Genomic DNA, 24,728 nt, shown 5'->3' with positions numbered 1-24,728 from the left:
GAGGGCACCCTCGACTTAACGCCCGAGTAGGATTCCGCGCATGGTCACCGCGTCGAGGCCCCTGCGTGCGGACGCGGCACGCAACAGGGACAAGCTGCTGGCAGCGGCCGCGGAACTGTTCGCGGAGCGCGGCCTCGACGTACCCCTGGAACACATCGCCCGCAGGGCCGAGGTCAGCATCGGCACGCTGTACAAGCACTTCCCGACCCGCGACGACTTCGTGGCGCAGATCTTCCCGCAGCGCCTGGCGGCACTGGACGTCATCGGCGAGAAGGCGATGGCCGAACCGGACCCGTGGCAGGCCTTCGCCGGCTACCTGGACGACCTCTACGCGCTGCAGGCAGAGGACCGGGGCCTCAACGACGTGCTCGTGCGCGACCTGCCGAACGCCCCCGAGGTGGTCTCGGCCTGCCACCGCGGCGTGGGCCACGTCCAGGTCCTGATCACCCGCGCGCTCGACGCCGGCGTGCTGCGGGCCGACTTCTCGATCACCGACATGGCCACGCTGACCAGGGCGATGGCCCAGGTGATCCGCGACTCCCCCGACCAGTGGCGGCGCTTCCTGTCGATCTACGTCGAGGGCCTGCGCGCATAAAGGTGGGGCCCCGGACATGTCCAGTCCGGGGCCCCGTTTGTCCGCCCATTTGCGCACACCAGCGACGTTTAAGAGTCGGATCAGTCCTTAGGTCGCCGCGCTCTTCCGTTGAGCTACGGCCGCATGGTCAGAGCGGCCAGAGGGATTCGAACCCCCACCTCGGCGAGTCTTGTCCGGTCTCGGGTGATCTGGCGTTCGGCGGTAATGCTGATTCTGGAGCGAGAGTCTGAGCTTGATCCCGGCTGCCTCTGCCGCTTGGGCTATCCCGGCGCGTGTGCCGGGAGAGGGATTCGAACCCCCACTTTTCACCGAGTGGTTCAGGCTGACGTTTCAGTTTCAGCTTTCGCGCTCCCTATGTCGGGAACGCACCCCCCGCGCTCCAGCAGGGGGAGTCTGTGGACGCTAGCGGAACAGGTAGTCGAAGACCACGCTGCCCACGCGCTCGTCGGTGATCTCCATGTTGTTGGCTTCCTCGCGGGCGAACTTCACCGCGTGCTGCAGCTTCTCCACGCGGTCGACGAGCTCGTTGACCCGCCGGGCCGGCAGCGCGCCGGAGAACTTCACGGTGTTCCAGTACCCCACCGGGATGTCCTCGTAGTACACCTCGACCTGCGCCGGGTGCTTCTCCGTCGCCTCGGCCTTGACGTGGTTGCGCGGCACCTTCTTGGTGCGGATCGTCCGGACCTGCTCGGTGCGCCAGTAGTCGGCGGACTCGTCGAAGTTCCAGTCCTCCGCCGCGTCCAGCAACGGCAGCTTCTTCACGAAGGTGTGCAGGTCGGTCAGCTGCTTCTCAAGAAACAGCAGGTACGACACGGGCACGTCGCGCAGCAACGTCTGCCCGTCCACCACCACGTCGGCCTTCGCGACGCAGTTCGCCCAGTCCTTGGTCGCCGTGACGTCGAACAGCCGGGTCATCACGGCCGCCGTCTTGCGCAGCACGTCCTCGGCCTTGATCTGCACGCGCGTGGACTCCGGCGGCAGCACCTCGCCGTCCTCGTCCTTCGGCTGGTACGTCCGGGAGATGCCGGCCAGCAGCGCGGGCTTCTGCAACCCGTGGTGCGCGTCGGTGAGGTCCCGGAGCGTGCCCCCTTTGACGCTCTTCTCCACCGCGATGATCTGGTTCAGCTTCGTCATGCCGCACCCCCCTTGGTTTTCGGGCACAGTACTCAGCGAACAGCCGTGCCCGCACGCGATTTCGAGCGACTCCCCCGCTCTTTTGTCCTGCGACTGCTTCAGCAGTGAAACTTTTGAGCCACCGCAGGCGATAGGCAGACACAGCACCTGCCCGTCTCTGAAGGGGCCGCAATCATGAATGTTGTGCGTCGTGCCGGCGGCATCTGGTACTTCATCGTGGTGATCGCGAGCGCTGGCCTCTTCGCCGCCGTGCCCTTCGCGCACGCCGCGCACCGTCTGCGGAAACGGTCGCTCTGGCAGTGGACAGCACTCTACGCGATAGCTTCGATCGCATTGGTGCTGCTCATGCCGTCCTCACAAGGTCAGCCGGCTGCATCCACCACAGACTTGCGCAGCTCAATCGGTGGCCTCGCCGTCATCGTGCTCATCGTGGCGGCATGCATCCAACTCAGTGGCATCAGGCGAGAGGTGTACGGACTTCCCCAGCCCGTCAGGCCACCTGTGCAGCCGCAGCAACCGTGGGCCGCAGACCCCGCCGTCACCACGGCACTGATGTGGCGAGCCAGGCGAGAAGAAGCTCGCGGAATCGTCGCGCGTGATCCGGCACTCGCACGTGACCTCCGGATCGGCCGGCCGGACCTGCCGCGGCAGTACGACGACGGCGGTCTGGTGGACATCAACACCGCGCCGCCGTCAGTCATCGCGCATCACTGCGGCCTGGACGAGCGGGCGGTCAGGCAGATCGAGCGGGCACGCAGCCAGCGGCCGCTGCCTTTCCAGTCGGTCGACGAGCTGCTCGTCTTCGCTGAACTGGACGTCAGCGTGTGGGATCTGATCCGCGAACGTGCGGTCGTCTACGTCTGAAACCCGATTTGTGCTCACACAGGTGGTGGGGCAGGTGGGGCTCGAACCCACGACCTGACGGATTATGAGTCCGCTGCTCTGACCAGCTGAGCTACTGCCCCCTCGCCACCGCGGGTCCCCCGACCCGCGGACACTGCGTGGTGGAGGATACCGATCACGCCGAACGGCCCTTGCGCACCCCCGTGGCGAGCGACACATAGGCTGGACACGTGCGTTTGACCCTCCGCGACTTCACCCCGGCGGACGAGCCGGAGGTGCTGGCGCTGTTCGCCGACTGCGACGACTGGTTCCAGGCCGCGACGGGCCATCCGTCCGGGCCCGGTGACGTGCAGAGCCTCTTCTACGCGTTGCCGGAGGGCGCCTCGTTCGAGCAGAAGCGCCTGCTGGTGGCGCAGGCGCAGGACATGATCGGGTTCGTGGACCTCGTGGTCGGGCATCCGGCGGCGGACGAGGCGAGCGTCCGGTTCTTCCTGGTGCCCAGGGACCTGCGCCGGTGGGGCATCGGGCGGGAGATGGCGAAGGCGCTCGCCGAACGCTTCCCCGAGGTGCGGCGCGTGCACGTCCCGCTCGACGACTTCAAGCCCGGCAACGAGTTCCTGAAGGCGCTGGGCTTCGTGCTCAACGGTCAGCGGGCCGTGCTGGAGCTCGCGCCCAGGTCCGACGGCCGGTAGCCGCGCGGGTAGCCGGGGTAGGTCCGGTTGCGGGTGTTCGTGAGCTTCAACTCGCGGCGCACCGGCATCCGGCGGACCACGAAAGCCCTCAGCCGCAACGCTTGGCGGCCAAGAGCGCCCACCCAGGACGGTGGGGCCGTGAAGCCGAACGCGCGCACCATCGCCGGGTCCAGCATCGCGACCACGGCCCGTGCCACGGCCGGGCGTGCGAGCGACGGGTACCACGAGCAGAACAGGTCCAGCGTGTACTGGCCGATGCGGCGGTTCGACGGCGCGAACACGAAGTGCTCCTGCTCGTAGGCAGTCTTGAACGCGAGGAACTCGTCGTAGCCCGCCGGGATCTCGCGAATCCCCATACGTGCGCCGACCGCGCGGTAGAAGTGGAACCCCGCCAGCCGCTCGTTGTCCGTCAGCGGCCGCCAGCCGTGGTGCGAAAGCCACTCGATCGGGTCATAGATGAACGTCGACAGCACGTAGAGCATGTCGTCGTTCGAGATGTCGTAACGGCCGTGCTGGCGGTTGACGACGCGCAGCGCCTCACGTCCGCGCGGTGAGTCGTAGCCGTGCTCCACGAGCTCGGCCATCAGGACCGCCGTGTCGTCGTAGCGCTTCTGCGGACGGCGTTCGAACTCGCCGGTGCGTTCGAGCAGGCCCGAGATCGTCGGCACGCAGTACGTGCGGAACAGCGCCATCTCCAACGACTTCTGGTAGTCCCAGGGGAACTCCAGGCCGGCGGAGATCCGCATGATCTCCTCGTGGTCGGTGACCGGGTCCAGCGAGGAGATGCGGCGGAGGTTCGCGAAGCGGGCGGCCATGCACCCAACCTGACCCAAGCGCACCCGAAGCGAAAGACCCAGACGGTGGACGCGGCACAGCAAAAGACCCCAGTCCGTGGACTAGGGTCCGAGCGGTGGCTCCCCCAACTGGACTCGAACCAGTAACCCTGCGATTAACAGTCGCATGCTCTGCCAATTGAGCTATGGGGGAATGTTCTGTTGTTCTGCCTGTCAGGCTTGGTTCCTCCTGACAGTGGGTAACTCTACATGAGTCGCGAAAGGGGTTTTGCAAGCACCCCCCACTTTGCGATCAAACAGCCTCTGACCAGGCACGATGCGAGAGGAGACGCCACATGAAGGGCATCTTGGTCGGTGCGGCGATCGGCTACGTGCTCGGCGCGAAGGCCGGACGGGCGCGTTACGACCAGATCGTGCGCCTCTGGAACCGCTTCACCGCGAACCCGACGGTGCGCAAGACGGCGGCCCAGGCCAAGGACAAGGCTTTCGAAGCGGCGGTCCACGCCAAGGACCTGGCCGCGGACGCTGCGGAAAAGGCAGCTGAGAAGGCTCCGTGGCGCCATCAGGAGGAGACGAACGGCAAGGCCTTCACTCCTCCCGCGACGCCGCGGGCGTGACAGGCCTCACACCTGGGCCACCGCGAAGATCCGCCTGAAGGGGAACCAAGTGGTGCCGTCGGCTCGCTGCGGGTACGCCTCGCGCAGCCGCGGCGCCAGTTCCGCGACGTAGGCCTCCCAGTCCGTTGAGGACAGAGCCGCCCGCACGGGCCGCAGAGCCGTGCCTTTCACCCATTCGAGCACCGGGTCCTCACCGGACATCCGCTGCACGTACGTCGTCTCCCAGACGTCCACAGTGGAGCAGAAACCGAGCAGGTCCGCGTACTCCACCGGAGCCAGAACGGGCTGCTCAGCACGGAAGACGTGCGCCAGCCCCTCCCCCGCCACCTCGCGGATCAACCGGTGCGAGGGGTCCGCGTAGTTGCCGGGCACCTGGAACGCGAGCCACGCGCCCGGTGCCAGCGCCGACACCCAGGAAGACACGATCGAGGGATGCGAAGGCACCCACTGCAGCACCGCGTTGGACACCACGACGTCGGTGTCCGGCAACGGTTCCCACGTGGTCACGTCGTCCACACGGGCGTCGACGCCGGCCTCCCGTGCCGCCTCGACCATCTCCGGCGACGAGTCGAACGCCTCGACCACGGCCGAAGGCCACCGCTCGGACAGCGACAGGGTCAGGTTGCCGGGCCCGCAGCCCACGTCCACCACACGACGGGGTGAATCTGCTCGCACGCGTCCGACAAGTTCGTAGAACGGCCTCGCCCGTTGATCGGCGAAGGCCAGGTACTGCGCCGGATCCCACATGCCAACTAACAGTACACGCGTACTGCTAGCCCGCAAGCTTCGAGGCGAACGGCGCCACGGCCTCGCGAACGGCCGCCAGGTCCACGCCGGCGTCTCCGCGTGCCTGCCACACGACCCCGTCGCGACCGGGGATCTTGCGCTGCAGGATCCACACGCCCGGCGACTCGACGCGCTCGCGGTGCCGGATCGACCCCTCCACGCGCTGGCTGATCGCGCGCATCACACGCTGCGGGTCGTCGAGCGCGAACCGGTGCGCGGGAAGGTCTTCGAGCAGCACGACGGGCCCCTCAGCAGAAGCTTCGGCAGCCTCCACGAGACGCAGCGCGCCCTCCCACTTCGCCTTGCTGACCAGGTGCCAGCCGATCCGCCGCGGCGACTCCCCCGGCACCCACAGCCCGAGCGACGTCACCACGAGGTGCCCGCCGCCCGTCACCGCCGCGTGCGCGATCACGGTCTCGTCCTGCTCCAGCGAGCCGGTGAACCCGTCCGGCGCACCGTCGCCGAACAACCGTCGGAACAACCCCACTACAGCACTCCAGCGCTCTGCTGCAGGAGCGCCTTGCGGTACTCCTCCAGGGCCACCAGGTCGCCCCACAGCGCCCGGTACTCGTCGGCGTCCTTGATCGGCGACAGCCGCCGCAGCCGTGACTTCACGTCCTCGACCTGCTTGCCGACCTGGACCTCCTGCAGCCGCGCGATCACCATCGACACGTAGCGGAACTCGTCGTTCTGCTTGACGGCCAACGGTTCCACCGCGAGCTCGGTCAGCACGGACCGCACCGACGCGTGCGAGCACGCCTGCGAGATCGCCTCCAGGTACGCCGAGCCGGCGAGCCCGCAGGACGCGCCACCGGCGTCGCGGATCGCCCGGTGCAGCGCCACGTACGCGGGGTCCGTGAACGACTCGTCCGGCAGCGAGTCGTACAGCGGGCCCGCGTACTCCGGCAGCCGCAGCGCGATCTTGAGCACCTCGCGCTCGGGGATCAGGCGGGGGTCGCGCGGGTTCGGCCGGGCGGGGCCGTCGACCTCGACGCCCAGCGCGATCTGGTTCGGGTCGACCCTCTGGGCGGTGGCGACCGGCGTCTTGCCCCCGGACACCTGACGCACCCGGCGCACGACCATCGCCTCGTCGTCCCAGCCCACCCACCAGGCCAGCCGCGTCGCGTACCCGTCCCGCTTGGCCCTGTCCTTGATCTGCCCGACGAACGGCACCATCTTCTTCAGCGCCTCGACGCGGCCGTCCACCGAGTCGAGGTCGTACGCCTTGAGCTGGGCCTTGATCGCGAACTCGATCAACGGGATGCGCCGCGCCACCAGGTCGCGCACCGCCACGTCGCCCTTGGCCTGCCGCAGCTCGCACGGGTCCATGCCGTCCGGCGCGACCGCGATGTAGGTCTGCGCGGAGAAGTGCTGCTCCCCCTCGAACGCCTTGAGCGCGGCCTTCTGGCCCGCCTCGTCGCCGTCGAAGGTGAAGATGACCTCGCCGTTCACGTCGTCGTCGATCAGCAGCCTGCGCAGCACGTTCATGTGGTCCGTGCCGAACGCCGTGCCGCAGGACGCGACCGCCGTCGGCACGCCGGCGAGGTGCATCGCCATCACGTCGGTGTAGCCCTCGACGATGACCGCCTGCTTGCGCTTCGCGATCTCGCGCTTGGCCTGGTCGAGGCCGAACAGCACCTGCGACTTCTTGTAGATCATCGACTCGCTGGTGTTGAGGTACTTCGCCTGGATCGGGTCGTCGTCGAAGATCCGCCGCGCGCCGAACCCGACGACGTCGCCGCTGATCTCCTTGATCGGCCACAGCAGCCGCCGGTGGAACCGGTCGATCGGCCCTTGGCGGCCCTCCTTGGTGAGCTGCGACTTGATCAGCTCCTGCAGCTCGAACCCGCGGCCGAGCAGATGCTTCGTCAGCTTGTCCCAGCCGCCGGGCGCGAACCCGCAGCCGAACTGGCGTGCGGCGGCCTCGTCGAACCCGCGCTCGGCCAGGAACTCGCGCGCCTGCTGCGCCTCCGGCGTCGCGAGCTGCTCGGCGTAGTACTCGGCGGCGGCCTTGTGCGCCTCGATGAGCCTGCTGCGCGTACCGCGGTCGCGCTGGATCGTGGCGCCGCCGCCCTCGTACACGAGCTGGATGCCCGCCCGGTCCGCGAGCCGCTCGACGGCCTCCACGAACGACAGGTGCTCGACCTTCATCACGAAGGCGATCACGTCGCCGCCCTCGCCGCAGCCGAAGCAGTGGAACGTGCCGTGCGACGGGCGCACGTTGAACGACGGCGACTTCTCGTCGTGGAACGGGCACAACCCCTTGAGGGCGCCTCCACCGGCACGCTTCAGCGAAACCTGGTCACCGACGACCTCGTCGATGCGGCTGCGCTCACGCACCAACGCGATGTCGCTCTCTCTGATGCGTCCTGCCACGTCCCCGAGTCTAATCCCCTGGCAAACTGCCGATCGTGACCACCGCCGACGTCTTCGCACTCCACCGGACGCACCTGATCGGCGTCGCGTACCGCCTGACCGGCAGCTTCGCCGACGCGGAGGACGCCGTGCAGGAGGCGTGGCCCCGGTTCGCGAAGGCGGAGGGCGTGCTGGACGCGCGCGGCTGGCTCACGACCGTGGTGAGCCGCATCTGCCTCGACAGGCTGCGTTCCGCCGCCGTGCGCCGCGAGACGTACGTGGGCTCGTGGCTGCCGGAACCGCTGCTCACGACCGGTGAGGACGACCCGCTGGCGAGCGTGGTGCAGGCCGACGGCGTCCGGATGGCCGCGCTGGTCGTGCTCGACCGGCTCACTCCCGACCAGCGCGTCGCGTTCGTGCTGCACGACGCGTTCTCGTTGCCGTTCAACGAGATCGCCGATGTGCTGCAGGTCTCAGAAGCCGCGGCGCGCAAGCACGCCTCCCGCGCCCGCAAGGCCGTCGCGGACGCCGAACCGCCGCCCCGCGCCGCGCTGGCCGAGCAGCAGGAGGTGCTGGAGAAGTTCCTGCGGGCCATGGCGAGCGGGGACATCGACAGCGTGCTCGCGCTGCTGCACCCGGACGCGGTCATGATCGGCGACGGTGGCGGCAAGGTCCGCACGGCGGTCAACACGGTCGCCGGCGCGGACAAGGTCGCCCGCTTCTTCCTCGGCCTCATGCGCAAGTACGGCTACCCGGAGGAGCACCGGCCGGCGTTCGTCAACGGCGACATCGGCGTGCTCATGCCCGCGTACGGCGAGGTGACGGCGCGCGTGACGGCGTTCACCGTGCACGAGGGCAAGGTCAGCGCGATCTACGACATCGCTAACCCGGACAAGCTCGCGCACGTCGCCTTCTGACGGTCACCAGCGCATCCGCAGGAGCTTGCCGACGTCGCGGAGCTTCGGGATCGCGCTGACCACCTTCATCTGGATCTGACCGGACCTGGGCAACGCGTCCAGGTGCGGCAGGTCCACGCTGCGCCAGGCGTCCACAGTGGTCAGTCCGGGGCGCAGCGCCTCGATCTCGCGCGGATCGTCGACGCCCCAGTGCAGGGTCGCGCCCGCGTTGCGCACGGCGGGCACGAACCTCTGCAGCTTGATCCCCCACGACCCGTAGACGTCGAACAGCAGCTCGCCGCTGTCGAACCGGCTCGTGATCCGGCTGATCAACGCGTGCCCCTCGGCCTGCGTGAGGTACATCGCCAGCCCTTCGAAGACCGCGACGACCGGTCCTCCGGCCGGCACCTCGGCGAGCCACGCGTCCTCGGTGACCGACGACGCGACGAGCCGGTAGTCGCCTTGGGGTTCGGGCAAGAGCTTGTGCCGCAACGCGACGACGTCCGGCATGTCGACGTCGACCCACCGCACGGTGTCCGGCCGTTCGATCCGGTGCGCGCGGGTGTCCAGGCCGCAGGCCAGGTGCAGCACCGTGCAGGACGGGTTGTTCTTGAGGAAGTCGCGCGTCCAGTCGTCGAGCACCCTGCCGCGGATGGCGACGCCGACCGCGCTGGTCGTGTTCATCCCCGTCTTGCCGAAGTCGTAGTCGATGCGGTCGACGGCGCGCCTGGCCTCGTCGTCGTGCAGCACGGACGTGGGCCGCTCGCTGTCGAGGGCCCGTCCGTACAGCGTGGCGAGCATGGTCTCCTGCGCACCCGTGAGTGCGATCTTCTCCACGCCCCTAGTTTGTCGGCACGCGGCAGGCGTCGCCAGAGGTGAACCCCTGGTCCCTGATGTCGAACGCGCTGTTGAACCGTGCCCGCTGGTTCTCCAGCGCGATCTGGTAGGTCAGCGCGACGAGTTCCTTGCGCCCCAGCAGCTTCTCCAGCTCGGCGACCTGCTCGTCGGTGACGGTGACCGGCGTGTCCGTCATCGCGTCGGCGTACGCGAGCGCCTTGCGTTCGAGGTCGGTGAACAGCGGAGAGGTGGCGTATGAGTCGATGTGCTTGAGGCGTTCGATGTCGAGCCCGCCGTGCTTCATCAGCATGGCGCCGAAGTCGACGCACCACGAGCAGCCGAGCTGCACCGCGGTCCGGTAGACGCACAGCTCGAACAACGGCCCGTGGATCGCCTTCTTGACCGCCAGCTCGTGCCTGCCGCTCGCCATCAGCAGCTTCGGGTGGTGCGCCATCACCGTGACGGGCTCCGGCACGGCCCCGAACTCGCGCCGAGCGAACCAGTACACGGCCTTGAGCAGCAGTCCCGCGTCCTTCTTGGCAACTCCGTTGATCCTCGTCATGCCCACTGGACGACGCAGCGCAGCGGAACGTGACACCTTTGGGTGACTGGGGCGCGAGGCGGTACACCCATAAGGTCCCTGCATGAGCAACGACTTCGTGCTGGACATCGACCACGAGTCGGCCGGCCTGCTGGCGGGAACGCTGCTGGCAGGCGACTCGTGCGCGGTCCCGGTGCGACACCAGAACGTCAAACTGCTGCTGTGCGCGCTGCCGGGCGAGGACGGGATGCGCCTGTTCCTGCGCCGCAACACGCCTTAGCGGTCGTAGACGGCCACGTACTCCATGAGCACGTCGCGCGACCGTTCGTTGTCGAGCGCGACGGCGTGCATGCGCTGGAAGATCTGCACCGCCCGCTCCACGGTCGCGGCGTCGCTGGCGAGCGTCCAGTTCGCGAGGTAGACCAGCGGCGGCTCGTGTTCGTACTGGATGAGGGCGTAGTCGAGGCCGACCGCCGCCGCCCCGCCCGCGCTGGCCGGCACGATCCGGATCGACGGCGCGTGGAACAGCAGGTGCAGGACCTGGTCCTCCATCAGGCGGTCCCCGCCGACGACGGTGCGCAGCGCGTACTCGTGGATGAAGAACACGCACTGCGGCAGCACGCCGTCGGACTGCAGCTCGGGCGTCGGCGCGACGCCCAGCGCCCTGGCCAGCGCCTTCGCGTAGCACTCGGTTCTGAGCAGAACGGGAATGGTGACGCCGCTGAAGCAGGTGATTCGCGTGGCGCCCGCCGCGGCGAGCACGACGAGTTGTTCGCCGGCACCGTGCTGGGTCATGCGCAGAACGGTAAGCCCATGATCATGATCTCGCCGTACGAAACACTCCCCCATCAGGGCGGCGCACGGTCACGGACGGGCGACCTGCGCGAGGAAGTAGATCGCGCCGGACCGCGCGTGCCTGACCGCGAGCAGGAACGGCCGGTCGACCGTCACCACGACCGGGTCCACCGGGATCTCGATCGACACCGTCCGGAACGTGACGGCGGTGGCCGCCGCGCCTTCGAGGCCCTCCTCGTCGAGCCGCAGCACGGCCTCGTGGACCACGTCGTCCACGAACATCCGCTCGTCCGGGGAGAGGCCGGAGAAGTCGGCGTCGCGCGCGAACATGCGCTCGACCCCGAGTTGCCGCAACGTGTTCTTGAGGTTGAACTTGGCCCGTACGTCCACTTTGGGCAGTGAGAGTTCGAGCCGGGTGAAGTCCCGCGCGGTGAACGCGGACGCGGGCAGCGGCTGCTCCAGCGACTCGTCCGGCAGCAGGACCACGGTCTCGACGCCCGAGTCCGCGGGCAGCACGATCGTCTGCCAGCCGTCGTGGCGGGCGTAGCGGAACTTCTCCGTCACCTTCATCGTCGGCACGTCCACGTCACCGCCGGGCGCGTGGAACGGCTTCGGCGCGGTCTCCCAGTTCGAGAACGGGTTCAGCCAGCCGACCTTGAGGTACAGGGCGTTCACGATGATCGCGGCGGCGTCGGCGGGCGGCGCGTCCGTCAGCAGCTCGGGGATGAGACCGCGGGTGGTCTCGGCGACGTCGGTGTTGACGAGCTTGCGGACCGTCGCCGGGTCGGAGAACGCCGTGCGGCGCACCGAACCGGCCAGCGAGAAGTCCTCGTTCAGCGTCAGGTCGTCGTCGGCCCACAGCGTGTTCGCGACGGCGAGTTCGGGCACGTCGAGGGCGTCCGAGGCGTCGAAGCCCTTCAGCAGGCCGTCGAGCTCGGCGCGGGTCTCGCTGCGGGCGGCCTCCTGGGTGAGCGCGAGCGCGCTGGCCACCGAGAACGGCGACCAGCACGCGTTCGAGGACGGATCAGGTACGGCGACGCGGTGCAGGTTCAGGGCGAAGTCGGCCTGATCGGTCACAGGTTCTCCCTAGTGGCGTGGGTCTGGCAGTGCCATCACGATCGGATCGTCCGGGACGGGCCGCTCCCCCGCTCCTCCCATTGGCCCGGAAGGCTTGGGGTGACGGGGTTCGCGCACACCGGCCGAACCGTCGTCGTCCCCCTGGTCGTCGAAGCCCATGGGCACGGCTTCCCTGCTCGGTCTTCGCCACGGCCATGGTCGGCCTGGCGGTCTCGATTCGTCCGCCATGCCCTCGAAGCTACGCCGATGCGCGGTGCCAGGCCACGGCCTGCGCGTCGGTGAGCAGCGCGACCTGGTCGATGACGACGCGAAGCCGTGCGGCGTAAGAGGAAGCGGCCTCGAACACCGGCCGGAACGCGGGGTCGAGCAGCTCGGGGCGCTCCAGCAGGCGGCCGGCGAGCTCGCTGATCAGGTCGCGTTGCTTCGCCTGCATGGCGAGGCGCGCGGGGTCGCTCATCACGTACCGGACGGCCATGGCCTTGAGCAGCGCCACCTCCGCCGCGACCTGGCTCGGGACCTCCAGCGCCGCGTCGTACCTCGTCAGCGTGCCGTCGCCGTGCACGGCGCGGGTCGCGGTGACGGCCGCGGAGGCGAACCGGCCGACCAGTTCGCTGGTGAGGTTCTTCAACGCCACCTGCGCGCCGAGCGAGCCGTCGTACTCGTGGTCGGCCCAGTACGCGATCACCGGCAGCTTCAGCAGCTCCTCGGCGGTGGCCTCCAGCGTCGCGACGGACTCGTCGGAGAACGTCTTCGCGGCGAGCGAGGCGATGGCGGCGCGTTCGTCGGCCCTGGCCAGCGCGCCGAGGCTGATGCGGTGGGCCAGGACGCCGTCCTCGACGTCGTGCACGGAGTACGCCACGTCGTCGGACCAGTCCATCACCTGCGCCTCGATGCACCTCGCCCGTTCCGGTGCGCCGGAACGCATCCACCCGAACACTTCGAGGTCGTCGTCGTACACGCCGAACTTCACCATGCCGGGCGTGCGCTGCCACGGGTACTTCGTCGACGCGTCGAGCACGGCGCGCGTGAGGTTCAGGCCGTGCGCGGTCTTCGGTTCGAGGCGCGCGAGGATGCGGAACGTCTGCGCGTTGCCCTCGAAGCCACCGCACGGGCCGGCGAGCTCGTTGAGCGCCCTCTCGCCGTTGTGCCCGAACGGCGGGTGCCCGATGTCGTGCGCGAGGCCGGCCGTGTCGACGATGTCCGGGTCGCAGCCCAGTTCCTCGCCGATGCCGCGGCCGATCTGCGCGACCTCCAGCGAGTGCGTCAGGCGCGTGCGCGGCACACCGGTGACCTCGGAGCCCTCACCGGGGCCGACGACCTGGGTCTTGCCCGCCAGCCTGCGCAACGCCGCGGAGTGCAGCACGCGGGCGCGGTCACGGGAGAACGGTGTGCGCTTCTCGGTGCGGGCACCCGGCAGCGCGGCGCTCTTGGGGTCTTCGGAGAGCAGGCGCTCCGCGTCGTGGCCGGTGTATCCCATCACCCGATTTTAGGGAGTTTCAGCTCGTCGAACACGCCGGCGTGGGCCTTCATCAAGCGGTAGTAGAGCAACGCTCCGGTCTCGCGCTTGATGTAGAACCACTGCGTTTCCCGCGTCTGCACGTTCGGGCCGCTCCTGGTCGGCGACGTCCACGCCCGCAGACCGGCGTCCTCGGCCATCGTGCGGGCGCGCAGCGAGTGCCACGGATCGCTGACGATCACGGCGGTCTTCAGGTCGCGTTCCTTCGCGACCGACGCGACGGCCCGCAACGAGCCGAGCGTGTCCGCGCCCTCGCCGACCTGCAGCACCCTGTCCTCCGGCACACCGCGCTTGACCAGCCAGAGCTTGCCGACCTGGCCCTCGGTGAAGTTGTCACCGGGCTGGCGGCCGCCGGTCGTGGCGATGTAGCTGACGACGCCCTCCTCGTAGAGGCCGAGCGCGTGCTCCAGGCGTGCCGCGAGCACGTCGGACGGGACGCCGTTGTACTGCGCGGCGCCGAGCACGATCGCCATGTCGGCCTTCGTCCAGTCGTCCACGCGCGCGACCTGCCACACGCGGAACGCCGTGCCGCCGCCGACGAGCACGCCGACGACCAGCGCCCCGAAGACGAGGCGCAACACGATCCGGCGAATTCTCGCGAAGGGCTTGAGGGGCGTGGTCCGCACACCCAGCATGGTTCCAGACCGCGCGCAAGTCGCGTTGACGCCCCTGCGAGGATCATCATCATGCCTGCTGAGCAGCCCACCATCCTCGCCACCTCCGGAGGATTGCGTCCTGGGCACCGCACCCTCGTCGAGTTCAACAAGCTGATCCACTTCGCGCTGGACCTGTCCGGCGTGGAGGGCCGCGCGCCGCGCCTGTGCCACGTCGGGACAGCCGGAGGCGACCAGCGGACGGCGAACGCGAACATGACAGAGGCCGGCAGGGTCGCGGGCGTCGACGTGTCGGTGCTGAACCTCTTCACGATGCCGCCGACCGACGACCTGGAGGACTACGTGCTGTCCCACGACGTCGTCTGGGTGGGCGGCGGCTCGGTGGCGAACCTGCTCGCGGTGTGGGAGGTGCACGGCCTCGGCGCCGTCTTCCGCAAGGCGTGGGAGGCGGGCGTGGTGCTCAGCGGCGTCTCGGCGGGCTCGATCTGCTGGCACGCGGGCGGCGCGACGGACTCGTTCGGCCCGGACCTCCGGATCGTCACCAACGGCCTGGGCTTCCTGCCCTACGGCAACGGCGTGCACTACGACTCCGAGGAGCAGCGCCGCCCGAAGATCCACGAGGCGGTGGCCGCCGGAGTGCTGCCGAAGACGTACTGCACCGACGACGGCGTCGGCGTGCTGTACCGGGGCACCGAGTTCGCCGAGGCCGTGACGGAACGGGCGGGCTCGGGCGCATACCTCGTGGTCAGGGACGATTCTTCAGGAACCGCACAGGAGGAAAAGCTCGACACCAGGGCCTTGTGACGCGGACCTTGGAAGTGTGCGCTGGGCTCTGATCGTTCTCCTCGTGGCGGCGGTGTTCGCCATCCCGGACGCATCGCCGTGCCTCGCGCACGGCAAGCGCTCAGCCGACATCTCGCGCGGTCCCGATATATTGGATACCGGCGACGCCGATATATCGCATACCAGTCCTGATACATCGGATACTGGCTCGCCCTCGGCGATATCCAGTATGTCGGCGGCTGATATGTCGGATATCGCCGCAGCCGGCGGCGCGTCCGACGTCGGCGTCGCGATCCTCGACCTCAAGTCAGGTCAGACGGTTTCGGCACAGGGCGACCAGCCGTTCTACTCCGCGTCGCTCGCGAAGCTGATCCTCGCCTTCGACGCGCTGCGGCAGCCGTTGTCCGCCGAGGACCAGGACCTGATCAACCGCGCGCTGAGCGCGAGCGACGACAACGCCATGGACGTGCTGTGGACGAGGTTCGACGGCATGGGCGCCATCGGCCGCGTCGCCGTCGAAGCGGGCCTTACAGGTACTCACGCTCCTGACGACCCCTCGCAGTGGGGAGAGGTCGTCATCACCGCGAACGACATGGTGCGGCTCTACCAGCACGTCCTCGCCTCGCCGCAGCGCGACGCGGTCGTCGCGGCGCTGTCGTCCGCCCCCGCGACCGCCGCCGACGGCTTCGACCAGGCGTTCGGCCTGCTCGGCGTCACCGGCGCCTACGCCAAGCAGGGCTGGATGTACTACCTGCCGAGCTACGTCTACCTGCACAGCGCGGGAGTGCTCGACGACCGCTACGCCGTCGCCGTCCTCACGACGAGCCCGACCGGCAACTGGACCGCGGCGAGGGAGTCGATCAACGCCGTCACGACGGCCGTCCTCGCGAAGCTGGGCGCCACGGCCGGTCCCACTCGCCCGTGAACTCGCGCACCACGAGGTTCGCGCCCACGAGCAACACGATCGCCCCGAAGACCAACGCCCCGAACAACATCCCCGACGAACCACCGATGGACGCGAGCTTCGCCGCCGCGTACCCGGCCGCGGCGGGAACGACGATGTACGCGCCGACGTTGCGCCGCCGCGCCGAGTAGACGTCCGTCACCCGCGCCAGCGACAACCCCAGCACCACCGGCGTCAGCGTCACCACCAGACCGAACACTTCGAGAAACACCCACTGCGACGGCGATATGAACGCCAACGCCACCACGGCGATCGACAGCACAGCGCCGGCGACGACCAGCAGGGTCCCCAGCGCCCTGATCCGCGACGCCAGCGCGGGCGCGGCGGAGTCCGGCACGAGCGGCCCGAACTCACCGACGACGACCCGGTGCACGGCCAGGCTGCTCCGCAGCGCGAGCACCAGAGCGGTCACCACCGGCACCGCCAGCACCAGTACGACCCCCAGCGCGAGCGCGCCCGGCTCGCCCACGGGCTCGACCCCGGACGCGAACCAGTAGAAGGGGAAGAAGAGCGCCAGCGCGGTCCCTTCCAGCACCACGAACACATGCCGCAACCGGGCAGCCGCCGCGGCGTCGACGACCCGCGTCGCCACCAGCCCGCCCGCGAGCACGCAAAGGCACACCAACCCGCCGCTCGCCGCCGTGGCCACGAGCACGGGCGGGTTCCCCGTCTCGGCCACCGCGGCGACGACCACGACCCACACCACCAGGCCCGCGCCCGCCACCGCCCGCGCCACCCCGCGCCTGCGGAACTGCTCCCCCGTCACGCCCTTTTACACGCGCAAACGCGGAGGAATGTTGCCTCAGCCGACCCGCAGCACCCTGCGCGCGGTGAAGAACGCGACGCCGCCGAGCACGACGAGCAGCCCCAGCACCGCGAGGTAGACGGCCGACCCGGCGGTGAACGGCACCGGCCGCTCAGCGTTGTTCAACGTCATCACCTCGCAGAACCACGCGGCCAGCGCGCAGAAGATCGCCGCGCCCCACCACACCCCGAGCAACCGCCGGGCCAGCCGCGCCCCGTTCACGTCGACGTACTCACCTCGCGCGCGGGACCGGGCGGTCGCGAGGCTCAGGCCGGACAAGAACCCCCAGAACGCGCCGATCCCCGCCATCATCACGCCGATCACGTTGAGCGGGTTGTGCGAGGTCGGCAGGTTCAGACCGACGGCGACGAGCACGATCCCGAACACGAGCGCCATGCCGATGAGAGGCAACCCCGTCAACGCCAGTCGCGTCCGGATCCGTTCGACGCGCGCGGCGGGCACCCACACCCACTGCGGTGGCGGCCCCTGGCCCACGATCATCAATTGTCGATCTTCCAGTCCGAACCGTCGCCGTCGGTGACGCTGGCGTCGCTCATGTCCGCGGTGTTCGGCATGGTCCACTCACGACCGATGTCGTGGATCTTCTGCACGATCGCGTTCTGCTCGGTCTCGATCGTGTTGGTGTGCGACTCCAGCGCCATGATCGTGGCGCCGATGATGCCGATCGCCACGGCGAGCCCGCCCGCGATGGCCGCGACGGCGGCCGGCGTGCCGACGACCGTGCAGGCCGCCGCGATCGCACCCACCGCCGCCACGACGAACGTCGCCAGCGCGACGCCCATCGCGATCCAGAAGGCGTCGATCGAGTTCGCGAGGCTGTTGAGGGACGCGCGCATCTGGTTCGCGACGTCCTTCACCTGGTTCAGGCCCTGCGACTGCGGCGGCACCGTGGCCGTGTAGGCGCGAGCGGCCCTGCCCTCCCACTCGACGTTCGTGCGCATCTTTTCGAGCGTGATCGTGCCCGCGATGTCACCGAGCTTGTTGCCGACCTGCTCGACCCACCCCGTGCCGACCTGCCGGAGCCGGTCCGAGTCACCCGGCTGTTCGAAGAGCTGGTTCACCCGCTCCCAGAACTCGGCAATCCTCACGTTGACGACCCGGATGCCGTCCTGGACCTTCTCGATCACCCACTTCAACGGAGCGGGAACCCAGCTCAGCGTCGAGTTGATCACGTCGAAGAACCGGCGGATCGCGCGGTCGATCTCGTCGGCGTTGCCCTTGGCCTGCACGACCAGTGGATTGGTCACCTGATCTCCCCCGTGAGCCGGTTCATCGCGTGGAGGTTCGCGGCTTCTTCGCGCGCGTAGGTGTCGGCGGCGGCGAGCAGGCTGTCGCCGAGGCCGTTGAACGCCGTCATCGCCTGGCGCAGCATGTCTTCGAGCACGATCCGGCCGTTCTCGTACGTGCGGTCGAGGCCGCGGTCGACCGCCCACATGGACACGTCGTGGCCGGTCAGCGTCAGTCCGCCGATGGCGCTCTGGGGCGCCTGCACGTTGTCCGAGGCCCTCAACCAGAGGCCTGCGTCCGCCTGCAGCGCATCCAGTGCTTTCAGCACCACGTCGCTCATGCCAGCCCCACCTTCCGCAGCAGCTTCGCCGGATCGCTCGCCAGCGCCTGGAGCTCCGCGATGGCGGACCCCGTCGGCTGTGTGGCGGGAGTACCTCGGTCGCGCAGCGCGCGCAGGACCTCGGCGAGTTCGCCCTCGATCTCGGGATTGGGCGCGGCGTGCGCCCACCGGTCGTCGATCTCGAAGCGGACGACCTGACCGGACTGCGCGATGCCGCGGACGTGACCACCGCGGCTCTCGGCCCGCACGGGCGCGTTCACCGCCTGGTCCAGGCCGGCGGTGAACACGGCGAGCTCGGCGTTCACGGCGGCGAACAGCCGTTCCGCGTCAGCACGGGTGAGTGGCGTCTCGTCCACCGCCGCACTCCCCGGTGCGGGCTCGGCGGCCGTCAGATCTCCTTGCGACTCGACGGAACGGGACAACGCCCGCATGGTCGCGTTGTTCGCCGCGTCGAGCACGGCTCCGTCCAACGCGCGTTGGTCGATGCTGTCGCGCCACCGGTCGGCCAGTCTGACGGCGCGCACCCGGCCGTCGAACTCGACGAGCACCGAGACCGCGCCACTCGCGTCGACGCCGACACAGGCGTCCGCGTCGTCCTGCCGAGGTGGGGCGGGCGGCGGCGCGGCGCGCCGTCCAGCCTCGTACTCCCAGTCCTCGGCTTCCTCGAACCCCCACCTGCGGTTGTCCTCGACCACCCCGGCACCCCCTGCACGCTGTGATTGATCGACTTCACAGCGTAGCAGCGGATGCGGCTGAACGGAGCAGTTCGGACTAACAGCCGATCAGGCGCGCGGCCAGGTACGACTCCAGCTGGTCCATCGCCACGCGCTCCTGCGACATCGTGTCGCGCTCGCGCACCGTCACGGCGAGGTCGGTGAGCGTGTCGAAGTCGACCGTCACGCAGAACGGCGTGCCGATCTCGTCCTGGCGGCGGTAGCGGCGGCCGATGGCGCCGGCGTCGTCGAAGTCGACGTTCCAGTTGCGGCGCAGGGCCGTCGCGAGGTCGCGGGCCTTGGGCGACAGGTCCGCGTTGCGCGACAACGGGAGCACCGCGACCTTGACCGGTGCGAGACGGCGGTCGAGCTTCAGCACGACGCGCTTGTCCACGCCGCCCTTGGCGTTCGGGGCCTCGTCCTCGGTGTAGGCCTCCAGCAGGAACGCCATCATCGGGCGGCCGACACCGGCCGCCGGTTCGATGACGAACGGCTTGAAGCGCGAGTTCGTCGCCTGGTCGAAGTACGACAGGTCGACGCCCGAGTGGTTCGAGTGCGTGGTGAGGTCGAAGTCGGTGCGGTTCGCGATGCCCTCGAGCTCGCCCCACTCCTGGCCGCCGAACTGGAAGCGGTACTCGACGTCGACCGTCCGCTTCGAGTAGTGCGACAGCTTTTCCTTCGGGTGCTCGTAGTGACGCAGGTTCTCCTTCGAGATGCCCAGGTCCGTGTACCAGCGGGTGCGCTCGTCGATCCAGTACTGGTGCCACTCTTCGTCCGTGCCCGGCTCGACGAAGAACTCCATCTCCATCTGCTCGAACTCGCGGGTGCGGAAGATGAAGTTGCCCGGCGTGATCTCGTTGCGGAACGACTTGCCGATCTGGCCGATGCCGAACGGCGGCTTCTTGCGCGACGTCGTCTGCACGTTCAGGAAGTTCGTGAAGATGCCCTGCGCGGTCTCGGGGCGCAGGTAGTGCAGGCCCTCCTCGGTCTCGATCGGACCGAGGTGCGTCTTGAGCAGGCCGTTGAACATCTTCGGCTCGGTGTAGGAGCCGCGCACGCCGCAGTTGGGGCACGGCACGTCGGAGACGTCGCCCTCGGCGACCTCCTTGCCGGTGCGCTCCGCGTACTCCTCCGACAGCGTGTCCGCGCGGAACCGCTTGTGGCACGACTCGCACTCGACGAGCGGGTCGACGAACGCCTCGACGTGACCGGAGGCGACCCACACGTCACGCGGCAGGATGACCGACGAGTCCAGGCCCACGACGTCCTCGCGGCCGCGGACCATGAAGTTCCACCACTGGCGCTTGATGTTGTCCTTGAGCTCGACGCCGAGAGGTCCGTAGTCCCACGCAGAGCGGGTACCGCCGTAGATCTCCCCGCACGGGTAGACGAACCCCCTGCGCTTGCAGAGGCTGACAACGGTCTCGATGCGATCGGCGGGCAAGGGGAACTCCATCGGGGGAATGCGAATCGGGGGCTCAAGCCTAGCCCGTCACGTTGAGCCCCGAACGGGCGACCGGAGCCTTACCCTGCACGAATGGAAGACCGGCTGCGAGAGCTGTGGGACTTCGCCGACCTGGACGGCACCGAGGCCAGGTTCCGCGCGTTCCTGGGTGACGTGGAGACCGACGACGAGCGCGCGGAGGTGCTGACCCAGCTCGCCCGCGTCGAGGGCCTGCGCGAGGACTTCGCCGCGGGTCACCGTCTCCTGGACGAGGCGGAGACGCTCGTCGCGCCCGACTCGACGGGCAGGATGCGGGCGTTGCTCGAACGCGGCAGGCTGCACCGCTCCGGCGGCGACCCCGAGGCCGCGCAGCCGCTGTTCGTGGCGGCGTTCATCCTGGCCAAGACCCGCGGTGACCTGTCGCTCGCGGTCGACGCCGCGCACATGGCGTCGCTGGTCGACGACCCCGAGAAGTGGACGAAGCAGGGCCTGGAGATCGTCGTCGCGAACCCGGGACTGGTGCGCTGGCTCGGCCCGCTGCACAACAACCTCGGCTGGTTCTACTTCGAGAACGGCCGCTTCGACGAGGCGCTGGAGGCGTTCGAGAAGACGCCCGAGGCGTACGCGGAGAGCGGCAAGGCCAAGACGCTGCACGCGCTGGGCCGCACCGAGGAGGCCGCGGCGGCCGCGCGCAGGGCCCTCGAACTCCTCCCCCACGACTCGCAGGAGGAGTGGGTCAAGGAGATGGAAGCTATCGCCGCGGGTTAGACGGCCCGGCAGCCTCGCCGAGCCGCACCGTGAACGCGTCCTCGGCGAGCACGCTGGTGTGCGTCTCGACCTGGCCGTCAGCGCTGGTCAGCGTCGGCTCGTACATCGCGGGCTCGTCGGTCAGCGCCTCGGACAGCAGCGGGATGACGTGTTCGCGCACGGGGAACGGCGACATCGCGCGCCGGTAGGCCACCACGGACTCGAACTCGACGGTCAGCACCCAGCGGTCGTCCTCGTCGGTCGACCTGGCCAGCGTGCCCCGGCGGCACCCCGGCTGGGCCGTCAGCAGCGCCAGCGCCTGCTCGACGCGCGCGGTGAACGTCTCGGGGTCGGACACGCGGAAGCGGCACACCAGCAGCACGGTGCAAGGATGGCACGGTGACCTCCAAGCGCCCTCTCCTGCCCGGCGACGGCCCGCTCGCGCGCGTGCGCCCCGTCGTGGCGTTCGTGCTCGTGCTCGGTCTGTTCATCACCGGCGTGCTCGTGGGCGGCACCCTCGGCGCGGTGCTGCTCGGCGTGCTGATCCTGGGCGCCGGAGTGCTGCTGGCAGCCACCTGGAAGGTTCTTTCCCCAGCTCAACGCACATTGCGCGTGGTGGTCCTGCTGGTACTGCTCGTCATCACCGTAGAATTGGTTCTGAAAATCCCTACCAGGTGAGGTGCGCCGCCATGACCGTCCAGTTGCACGGCGAGCACTCCCCCGAACGCGAGGCGCCCGCGCCCGCGCCGTCCCGCTCCGCGCACACCCTCGCCGAGGCCGGCGACCTGCTGCGCGCGCTGGCCGCGCCGGTCCGCATCGCGATCGTGCTGCAGCTGCGCGAGCACGACCGCTGCGTGCACGAGCTGGTCGAGGCGCTGGGAGTCGCGCAGCCGCTGATCAGTCAGCACCTGCGGGTGCTGAAGTCGGCGGGCGTGGTGCACGGCGAGAGGCACGGCCGTGAGGTCGTGTACCGGTTGGTGGACGAACATCTGGCGCACATCGTGGTGGACGCTGTGACGCACGTCGAGGAGAAGTTGTGACCGGACTGAGGTCCACCAAGCAGCGCACCGCTGTGTCGAACCTGCTCGACCAGCTCGACGAGTTCCGCAGCGCCCAGGAGCTGCACGAGGAGCTGCGCCGCCGCGGCGAGGGCATCGGCCTGACCACGGTCTATCGCACCCTGCAGTCCCTCGCGGACGCAGGCCAGGTGGACGTCCTGCGCACCGACTCGGGCGAGGCGATCTACCGCCGTTGCTCGGCGCACCACCACCATCACCTCGTGTGCCGCCATTGCGGCCGCACGGTCGAGGTGGAGGGCCCCGCCGTCGAGAAGTGGGCTGACCGCGTTGCCGCCGAGAACGGCTTCTCCGAGGTCAGCCACACCGTCGAGATCTTCGGAACGTGCGCGGAGTGCACGGCCAAGGGCCTGAAGTAGTCAGCTCTCGTAGGGTTCGACCGGTTCGGCCACGGGCGTGAACGACTCCACGGTGAAGCTCGGCACCCACGAGTTCTTCTCGCTGGCCGACTTCGGCACGACCTGACCGGTCACCTCGACCCACTGCTCGTCGGGCAGCGACGGCACGTCCCCGGTCACCCTGACCTTCAACGGCCGCGCGTCGGCGGCACAGCAGGAGATCGCGAGCCGCGCGACGTACGTCTCGCCCTCCGCGCGCAGCAGGAACCCGGTCAGCTTCACCCGGCGGCCGTCCAGCGTCCCGGACTCGTCCCACGCCGTGCGCGTGACGAACTCCGTCATGGACAGCGGGATGACGTCCCCGGACGGCAGCTCGCCGAGCAGGTTGCGGGAGCGCTGCGTCTGGTTCGTGTCGGCGGCCGAGTTCACGACGTCGCCGCCCAGCGCGGGCGGTGAGATCAGGAAGACCGCCAGCACCGGCAGCAGCATCAGCCACGTCGAGCGCGACGAGTGCGAGTGCTCGTGGCCGTCCTCGGAGACGGCCTTGCCGCGCCGGATGTCCCGGATGATCGCGAACAGCGCCAGGCCGATCATGATCACGCCGGCCGCGATCAGCAGCGGCAGCAGGCTCTTCTGGACGTACCTGAGGTACAGCCCGGAGAAGCTGATCTTCAGCAGCGCCCCGCCGAGCAGGACCAGCAGGATGTTCTGGGTTTCGCGCCTCACAGCAGCACCACTCCCGACACGACCGCGCACAGGATCGCCACCACGAAGGTGGCGGGTGCGAAGCGGAAGGCGAAGGACTTGCCGAACGCACCGGCCTGCAGCGCGATCAGCTTCACGTCGACGGCCGGGCCGACGACTAGGAACACCAAGCGGGGCAACAGGGGCAGCGCGGAGAACGCGACGGCCACGAACGCGTCGGCCTCCGAGCACAGCGCCAGGATGACCGCGAGGAACGCCATGACGATCACGCCGAGCACGATCTGGCCGCCGAGCGTCTGCATCCACGCGACCGGCACGAAGGTCTTGAACGCCGCCGCGAACAGCCCGCCCAGCACCAGGAACCCGCCGGCGTCCACGAGGTCGTGCCGCGCGCTCTCGGCGAACACCGACCACTTGTTCTGCCCGGAGTGGTCACCCATGCGCGCCAGCGCGCGTTCGGCGATCCACTCCATCTTGCCGAAGCGCACCCACAGCCAGCCCATGACCATCGCCGTCAGCAGCGATCCCACGAACCGCGCGACGACCATCATCGGGGTGTCGTTGAACGCCACGGCGGTCGACACCAGCACGATCGGGTTCACGGCGGGCGCGGCCAGCAGGAACGTCAGCGCAACGGCCGGGGCGACGCCCTGTTGCATCAGCCGCCGCGCGACCGGCACCGAGGCGCACTCACAGCCCGGCAGAGCGATGCCCGCGACACCGGCGACGGGCACGGCCAGCGAGGTCTTGGACGGCAGCAGCTTGCGCAGGGCCGAGGCCGGCACGAACGCCGCGATGGCGCCCGAGATCAGCACGCCCAGCACGAGGAACGGCATCGCCTGCACGCAGATCGCCACGAACACGGTCGACGCCGTGCGCAGCTTCGGCACGTCGAGCAGGTCGACGAGCCGAGATTGGAAGAGCAGTGCGAGAACGAGGATCCCGCACAGCACCTCCAACGACGTGATCTTCAGCCGAGGCGGGCCTGAGCGCCGCTTCGGCGAGCGGATCTCGCCGGTGATCGTCACTCCGAGTCCAGGTCCAGGAGCCGGCGGTACGTGCGCGCCATGCCTTCGCGGATCTCCTCCGGCGACGGCGGCTCGTCGAACTCGGCGTCCTCCTCGACGAGCTCGTCGTCGTCGAAGTCGACGGGCGTGCCGTTGACGGTCTCCTCGTCGTCGGCCTCTTCTTCGAGGGCTGCCTCGCGGAGCTCCTCGATGGTGGCGGAGACGTCCTCGGCGCTCAGTGCGGGCAGCATCGGCTTCACGATGGCCAGCACACCGCCCTCGGCGTCGTCGAGCGCCACGGCCTCGGCCAGCGCGACGGCGTGGTCGCGCTCGTACGGGCCGCAGATGAACGAGTCCCATTCGTCGCCGCCCGAGGGCTCGAACGTGACGGTCCAGGGGAACTCGTTGACGTCCGAGTCCTCTTCCGGCTCGTAAATGATCACGCCACCCATCGAAGGGTCCTTTC

General features: G+C 69.2%; 33 protein-coding genes and 2 tRNA genes. 12 read left to right on the top strand and 23 right to left on the bottom strand.

What is annotated here, in order from left to right; genetic code table 11:
- Positions 1-40 precede the first annotated feature (40 nt).
- Positions 41-595 (top strand): TetR/AcrR family transcriptional regulator, encoded by a 555-nt coding sequence (locus ACFWN2_RS38545; protein ID WP_382435504.1) that lies wholly within the window; start codon positions 41-43, stop codon positions 593-595.
- A 402-nt stretch (positions 596-997) separates the two neighbouring features.
- Here ACFWN2_RS38545 and ACFWN2_RS38540 read toward each other — a convergent pair whose 3' ends face one another.
- Complete coding sequence (locus tag ACFWN2_RS38540; RefSeq protein ID WP_382435503.1) at positions 998-1,729, bottom strand: hypothetical protein; 732 nt, start codon at positions 1,727-1,729, stop codon at positions 998-1,000.
- A gap of 174 nt (positions 1,730-1,903) precedes the next feature.
- Between ACFWN2_RS38540 and ACFWN2_RS38535 the strand changes: the two genes are divergently transcribed.
- Positions 1,904-2,593, top strand: a complete 690-nt coding sequence (locus tag ACFWN2_RS38535) for a hypothetical protein (protein ID WP_382435502.1) — start codon at positions 1,904-1,906, stop codon at positions 2,591-2,593.
- Positions 2,594-2,616: 23 nt separating this feature from the next.
- Here the strand turns inward: ACFWN2_RS38535 and ACFWN2_RS38530 are convergent.
- Positions 2,617-2,694, bottom strand: a tRNA-Ile gene (locus ACFWN2_RS38530).
- Between the two features lie 108 nt (positions 2,695-2,802).
- On the opposite strand from ACFWN2_RS38530, the gene ACFWN2_RS38525 reads away from it, so the two are divergent.
- The gene (locus tag ACFWN2_RS38525; protein WP_382435501.1) at positions 2,803-3,264 is read left to right on the top strand and encodes a GNAT family N-acetyltransferase; all 462 of its coding nucleotides are present in this window, start codon (positions 2,803-2,805) and stop codon (positions 3,262-3,264) included.
- Here the strand turns inward: ACFWN2_RS38525 and ACFWN2_RS38520 are convergent.
- Complete coding sequence (locus ACFWN2_RS38520) at positions 3,219-4,079, bottom strand: oxygenase MpaB family protein (protein WP_382435500.1); 861 nt, start codon at positions 4,077-4,079, stop codon at positions 3,219-3,221. The two genes, ACFWN2_RS38525 and ACFWN2_RS38520, sit on opposite strands and share 46 nt — an antisense overlap.
- Before the next feature lie 96 nt (positions 4,080-4,175).
- Positions 4,176-4,251: transfer RNA gene (locus ACFWN2_RS38515), tRNA-Asn, on the bottom strand.
- A gap of 142 nt (positions 4,252-4,393) precedes the next feature.
- Here ACFWN2_RS38515 and ACFWN2_RS38510 point away from each other — a divergent pair.
- A complete protein-coding gene (locus ACFWN2_RS38510; RefSeq protein ID WP_382435499.1) occupies positions 4,394-4,675 on the top strand; it encodes a hypothetical protein in 282 nt (93 codons plus the stop codon).
- 6 nt (positions 4,676-4,681) lie between these two features.
- Here ACFWN2_RS38510 and ACFWN2_RS38505 read toward each other — a convergent pair whose 3' ends face one another.
- Genes ACFWN2_RS38505 through dnaG form a run of 3 tightly spaced genes read right to left on the bottom strand, consistent with a single transcriptional unit; the run spans position 4,682 to position 7,837 of the window.
- Positions 4,682-5,422: a trans-aconitate 2-methyltransferase gene (locus ACFWN2_RS38505; protein ID WP_382435498.1), complete on the bottom strand. Its 741-nt coding sequence runs from the start codon at positions 5,420-5,422 to the stop codon at positions 4,682-4,684.
- Positions 5,423-5,447: 25 nt separating this feature from the next.
- Positions 5,448-5,948: a hypothetical protein gene (locus tag ACFWN2_RS38500; RefSeq protein ID WP_382435497.1), complete on the bottom strand. Its 501-nt coding sequence runs from the start codon at positions 5,946-5,948 to the stop codon at positions 5,448-5,450.
- Positions 5,948-7,837 carry a DNA primase gene (gene dnaG, locus ACFWN2_RS38495; RefSeq protein WP_382435496.1) on the bottom strand — a complete coding sequence of 630 codons (1,890 nt, stop codon included), beginning with the start codon at positions 7,835-7,837 and terminating at the stop codon, positions 5,948-5,950. The genes ACFWN2_RS38500 and dnaG overlap by 1 nt, the downstream gene beginning before the upstream one ends.
- 35 nt (positions 7,838-7,872) lie before the next feature.
- Here dnaG and ACFWN2_RS38490 point away from each other — a divergent pair, with 35 nt between their 5' ends.
- Positions 7,873-8,733, top strand: coding sequence for a sigma-70 family RNA polymerase sigma factor (locus ACFWN2_RS38490; protein ID WP_382435495.1), 861 nt, complete (start codon positions 7,873-7,875; stop codon positions 8,731-8,733).
- A gap of 3 nt (positions 8,734-8,736) precedes the next feature.
- Here the strand turns inward: ACFWN2_RS38490 and ACFWN2_RS38485 are convergent, their stop codons facing one another.
- Positions 8,737-9,549: a class I SAM-dependent methyltransferase gene (locus ACFWN2_RS38485; RefSeq protein ID WP_382435494.1), complete on the bottom strand. Its 813-nt coding sequence runs from the start codon at positions 9,547-9,549 to the stop codon at positions 8,737-8,739.
- Between the two features lie 4 nt (positions 9,550-9,553).
- Entirely contained in the window at positions 9,554-10,111 is a 558-nt protein-coding gene (locus ACFWN2_RS38480) for a carboxymuconolactone decarboxylase family protein (protein ID WP_382435493.1), read from the bottom strand.
- An 82-nt stretch (positions 10,112-10,193) separates the two neighbouring features.
- On the opposite strand from ACFWN2_RS38480, the gene ACFWN2_RS38475 reads away from it, so the two are divergent.
- Positions 10,194-10,370 (top strand): hypothetical protein, encoded by a 177-nt coding sequence (locus ACFWN2_RS38475; RefSeq protein ID WP_157512840.1) that lies wholly within the window; start codon positions 10,194-10,196, stop codon positions 10,368-10,370.
- Here the strand turns inward: ACFWN2_RS38475 and ACFWN2_RS38470 are convergent.
- The 4 genes from ACFWN2_RS38470 to ACFWN2_RS38455 all read right to left on the bottom strand — a co-directional run bounded on the left by ACFWN2_RS38470 (position 10,367) and on the right by ACFWN2_RS38455 (position 14,104).
- Entirely contained in the window at positions 10,367-10,885 is a 519-nt protein-coding gene (locus ACFWN2_RS38470; RefSeq protein WP_382435492.1) for a Scr1 family TA system antitoxin-like transcriptional regulator, read from the bottom strand. The genes ACFWN2_RS38475 and ACFWN2_RS38470 overlap by 4 nt on opposite strands.
- A gap of 69 nt (positions 10,886-10,954) precedes the next feature.
- A complete protein-coding gene (locus tag ACFWN2_RS38465; protein WP_382435491.1) occupies positions 10,955-11,962 on the bottom strand; it encodes a serpin family protein in 1,008 nt (335 codons plus the stop codon).
- Between the two features lie 238 nt (positions 11,963-12,200).
- Positions 12,201-13,439 carry a deoxyguanosinetriphosphate triphosphohydrolase gene (locus ACFWN2_RS38460; RefSeq protein ID WP_382435490.1) on the bottom strand — a complete coding sequence of 413 codons (1,239 nt, stop codon included), beginning with the start codon at positions 13,437-13,439 and terminating at the stop codon, positions 12,201-12,203.
- The gene (locus tag ACFWN2_RS38455) at positions 13,439-14,104 is read right to left on the bottom strand and encodes a YdcF family protein (protein WP_382435489.1); all 666 of its coding nucleotides are present in this window, start codon (positions 14,102-14,104) and stop codon (positions 13,439-13,441) included. Before ACFWN2_RS38455 ends, ACFWN2_RS38460 begins: the two co-directional genes overlap by 1 nt.
- A 60-nt stretch (positions 14,105-14,164) precedes the next feature.
- Between ACFWN2_RS38455 and ACFWN2_RS38450 the strand changes: the two genes are divergently transcribed.
- Together ACFWN2_RS38450 and ACFWN2_RS38445 are read left to right on the top strand one after the other, a co-directional pair.
- Entirely contained in the window at positions 14,165-14,896 is a 732-nt protein-coding gene (locus tag ACFWN2_RS38450; RefSeq protein WP_382435488.1) for a Type 1 glutamine amidotransferase-like domain-containing protein, read from the top strand.
- 223 nt (positions 14,897-15,119) lie between these two features.
- Positions 15,120-15,800 carry a serine hydrolase gene (locus ACFWN2_RS38445; RefSeq protein WP_382435487.1) on the top strand — a complete coding sequence of 227 codons (681 nt, stop codon included), beginning with the start codon at positions 15,120-15,122 and terminating at the stop codon, positions 15,798-15,800.
- On the opposite strand, the gene ACFWN2_RS38440 is transcribed toward ACFWN2_RS38445, so the two are convergent.
- The 6 genes from ACFWN2_RS38440 to ACFWN2_RS38415 all read right to left on the bottom strand — a co-directional run bounded on the left by ACFWN2_RS38440 (position 15,745) and on the right by ACFWN2_RS38415 (position 20,389).
- On the bottom strand, positions 15,745-16,605 hold the full coding sequence (locus ACFWN2_RS38440; RefSeq protein ID WP_382435486.1) for a hypothetical protein: 861 nt from the start codon (positions 16,603-16,605) through the stop codon (positions 15,745-15,747). The genes ACFWN2_RS38445 and ACFWN2_RS38440 overlap by 56 nt on opposite strands.
- Positions 16,606-16,641: 36 nt before the next feature.
- Positions 16,642-17,145: a hypothetical protein gene (locus ACFWN2_RS38435; protein WP_382435485.1), complete on the bottom strand. Its 504-nt coding sequence runs from the start codon at positions 17,143-17,145 to the stop codon at positions 16,642-16,644.
- Positions 17,145-17,912: a hypothetical protein gene (locus ACFWN2_RS38430; RefSeq protein ID WP_382435484.1), complete on the bottom strand. Its 768-nt coding sequence runs from the start codon at positions 17,910-17,912 to the stop codon at positions 17,145-17,147. Before ACFWN2_RS38430 ends, ACFWN2_RS38435 begins: the two co-directional genes overlap by 1 nt.
- Positions 17,909-18,232: a hypothetical protein gene (locus tag ACFWN2_RS38425; RefSeq protein WP_382435483.1), complete on the bottom strand. Its 324-nt coding sequence runs from the start codon at positions 18,230-18,232 to the stop codon at positions 17,909-17,911. Before ACFWN2_RS38425 ends, ACFWN2_RS38430 begins: the two co-directional genes overlap by 4 nt.
- Positions 18,229-18,927: a hypothetical protein gene (locus tag ACFWN2_RS38420; protein WP_382435482.1), complete on the bottom strand. Its 699-nt coding sequence runs from the start codon at positions 18,925-18,927 to the stop codon at positions 18,229-18,231. The genes ACFWN2_RS38425 and ACFWN2_RS38420 overlap by 4 nt, the downstream gene beginning before the upstream one ends.
- Positions 18,928-19,003: 76 nt before the next feature.
- Positions 19,004-20,389 carry a glycine--tRNA ligase gene (locus ACFWN2_RS38415; RefSeq protein WP_382435555.1) on the bottom strand — a complete coding sequence of 462 codons (1,386 nt, stop codon included), beginning with the start codon at positions 20,387-20,389 and terminating at the stop codon, positions 19,004-19,006.
- Positions 20,390-20,482: 93 nt separating this feature from the next.
- Between ACFWN2_RS38415 and ACFWN2_RS38410 the strand changes: the two genes are divergently transcribed.
- Entirely contained in the window at positions 20,483-21,157 is a 675-nt protein-coding gene (locus ACFWN2_RS38410) for a tetratricopeptide repeat protein (protein WP_382435481.1), read from the top strand.
- Here the strand turns inward: ACFWN2_RS38410 and ACFWN2_RS38405 are convergent.
- Positions 21,141-21,518, bottom strand: coding sequence for an antibiotic biosynthesis monooxygenase family protein (locus ACFWN2_RS38405; RefSeq protein ID WP_382435480.1), 378 nt, complete (start codon positions 21,516-21,518; stop codon positions 21,141-21,143). The genes ACFWN2_RS38410 and ACFWN2_RS38405 overlap by 17 nt on opposite strands.
- A 17-nt stretch (positions 21,519-21,535) precedes the next feature.
- Here ACFWN2_RS38405 and ACFWN2_RS38400 point away from each other — a divergent pair, with 17 nt between their 5' ends.
- The 3 genes from ACFWN2_RS38400 to ACFWN2_RS38390 are packed head-to-tail and all read left to right on the top strand — an operon-like array spanning position 21,536 to position 22,571.
- Positions 21,536-21,814 (top strand): hypothetical protein, encoded by a 279-nt coding sequence (locus ACFWN2_RS38400; protein WP_382435479.1) that lies wholly within the window; start codon positions 21,536-21,538, stop codon positions 21,812-21,814.
- An 11-nt stretch (positions 21,815-21,825) separates the two neighbouring features.
- Positions 21,826-22,176 (top strand): ArsR/SmtB family transcription factor, encoded by a 351-nt coding sequence (locus tag ACFWN2_RS38395; RefSeq protein ID WP_382435478.1) that lies wholly within the window; start codon positions 21,826-21,828, stop codon positions 22,174-22,176.
- A complete protein-coding gene (locus ACFWN2_RS38390) occupies positions 22,173-22,571 on the top strand; it encodes a Fur family transcriptional regulator (RefSeq protein WP_382435477.1) in 399 nt (132 codons plus the stop codon). The genes ACFWN2_RS38395 and ACFWN2_RS38390 overlap by 4 nt, the downstream gene beginning before the upstream one ends.
- Here ACFWN2_RS38390 and ACFWN2_RS38385 read toward each other — a convergent pair whose 3' ends face one another.
- The 3 genes from ACFWN2_RS38385 to ACFWN2_RS38375 are packed head-to-tail and all read right to left on the bottom strand — an operon-like array spanning position 22,572 to position 24,705.
- Positions 22,572-23,276 carry a TIGR03943 family putative permease subunit gene (locus tag ACFWN2_RS38385; RefSeq protein WP_382435476.1) on the bottom strand — a complete coding sequence of 235 codons (705 nt, stop codon included), beginning with the start codon at positions 23,274-23,276 and terminating at the stop codon, positions 22,572-22,574.
- Positions 23,273-24,283: a permease gene (locus tag ACFWN2_RS38380; RefSeq protein ID WP_382435475.1), complete on the bottom strand. Its 1,011-nt coding sequence runs from the start codon at positions 24,281-24,283 to the stop codon at positions 23,273-23,275. The genes ACFWN2_RS38385 and ACFWN2_RS38380 overlap by 4 nt, the downstream gene beginning before the upstream one ends.
- Entirely contained in the window at positions 24,280-24,705 is a 426-nt protein-coding gene (locus tag ACFWN2_RS38375; protein ID WP_382435474.1) for a hypothetical protein, read from the bottom strand. Before ACFWN2_RS38375 ends, ACFWN2_RS38380 begins: the two co-directional genes overlap by 4 nt.
- Positions 24,706-24,728 lie beyond the last annotated feature (23 nt).

The sequence above is a fragment of the Lentzea sp. NPDC058436 genome (assembly GCF_042721515.1).
In the GTDB taxonomy this organism is placed as follows: Bacteria; Actinomycetota; Actinomycetes; order Mycobacteriales; family Pseudonocardiaceae; genus Lentzea.
Note: the sequence above shows the minus strand (reverse complement) of the source record. Positions and strands in the feature narration are given on the sequence as shown.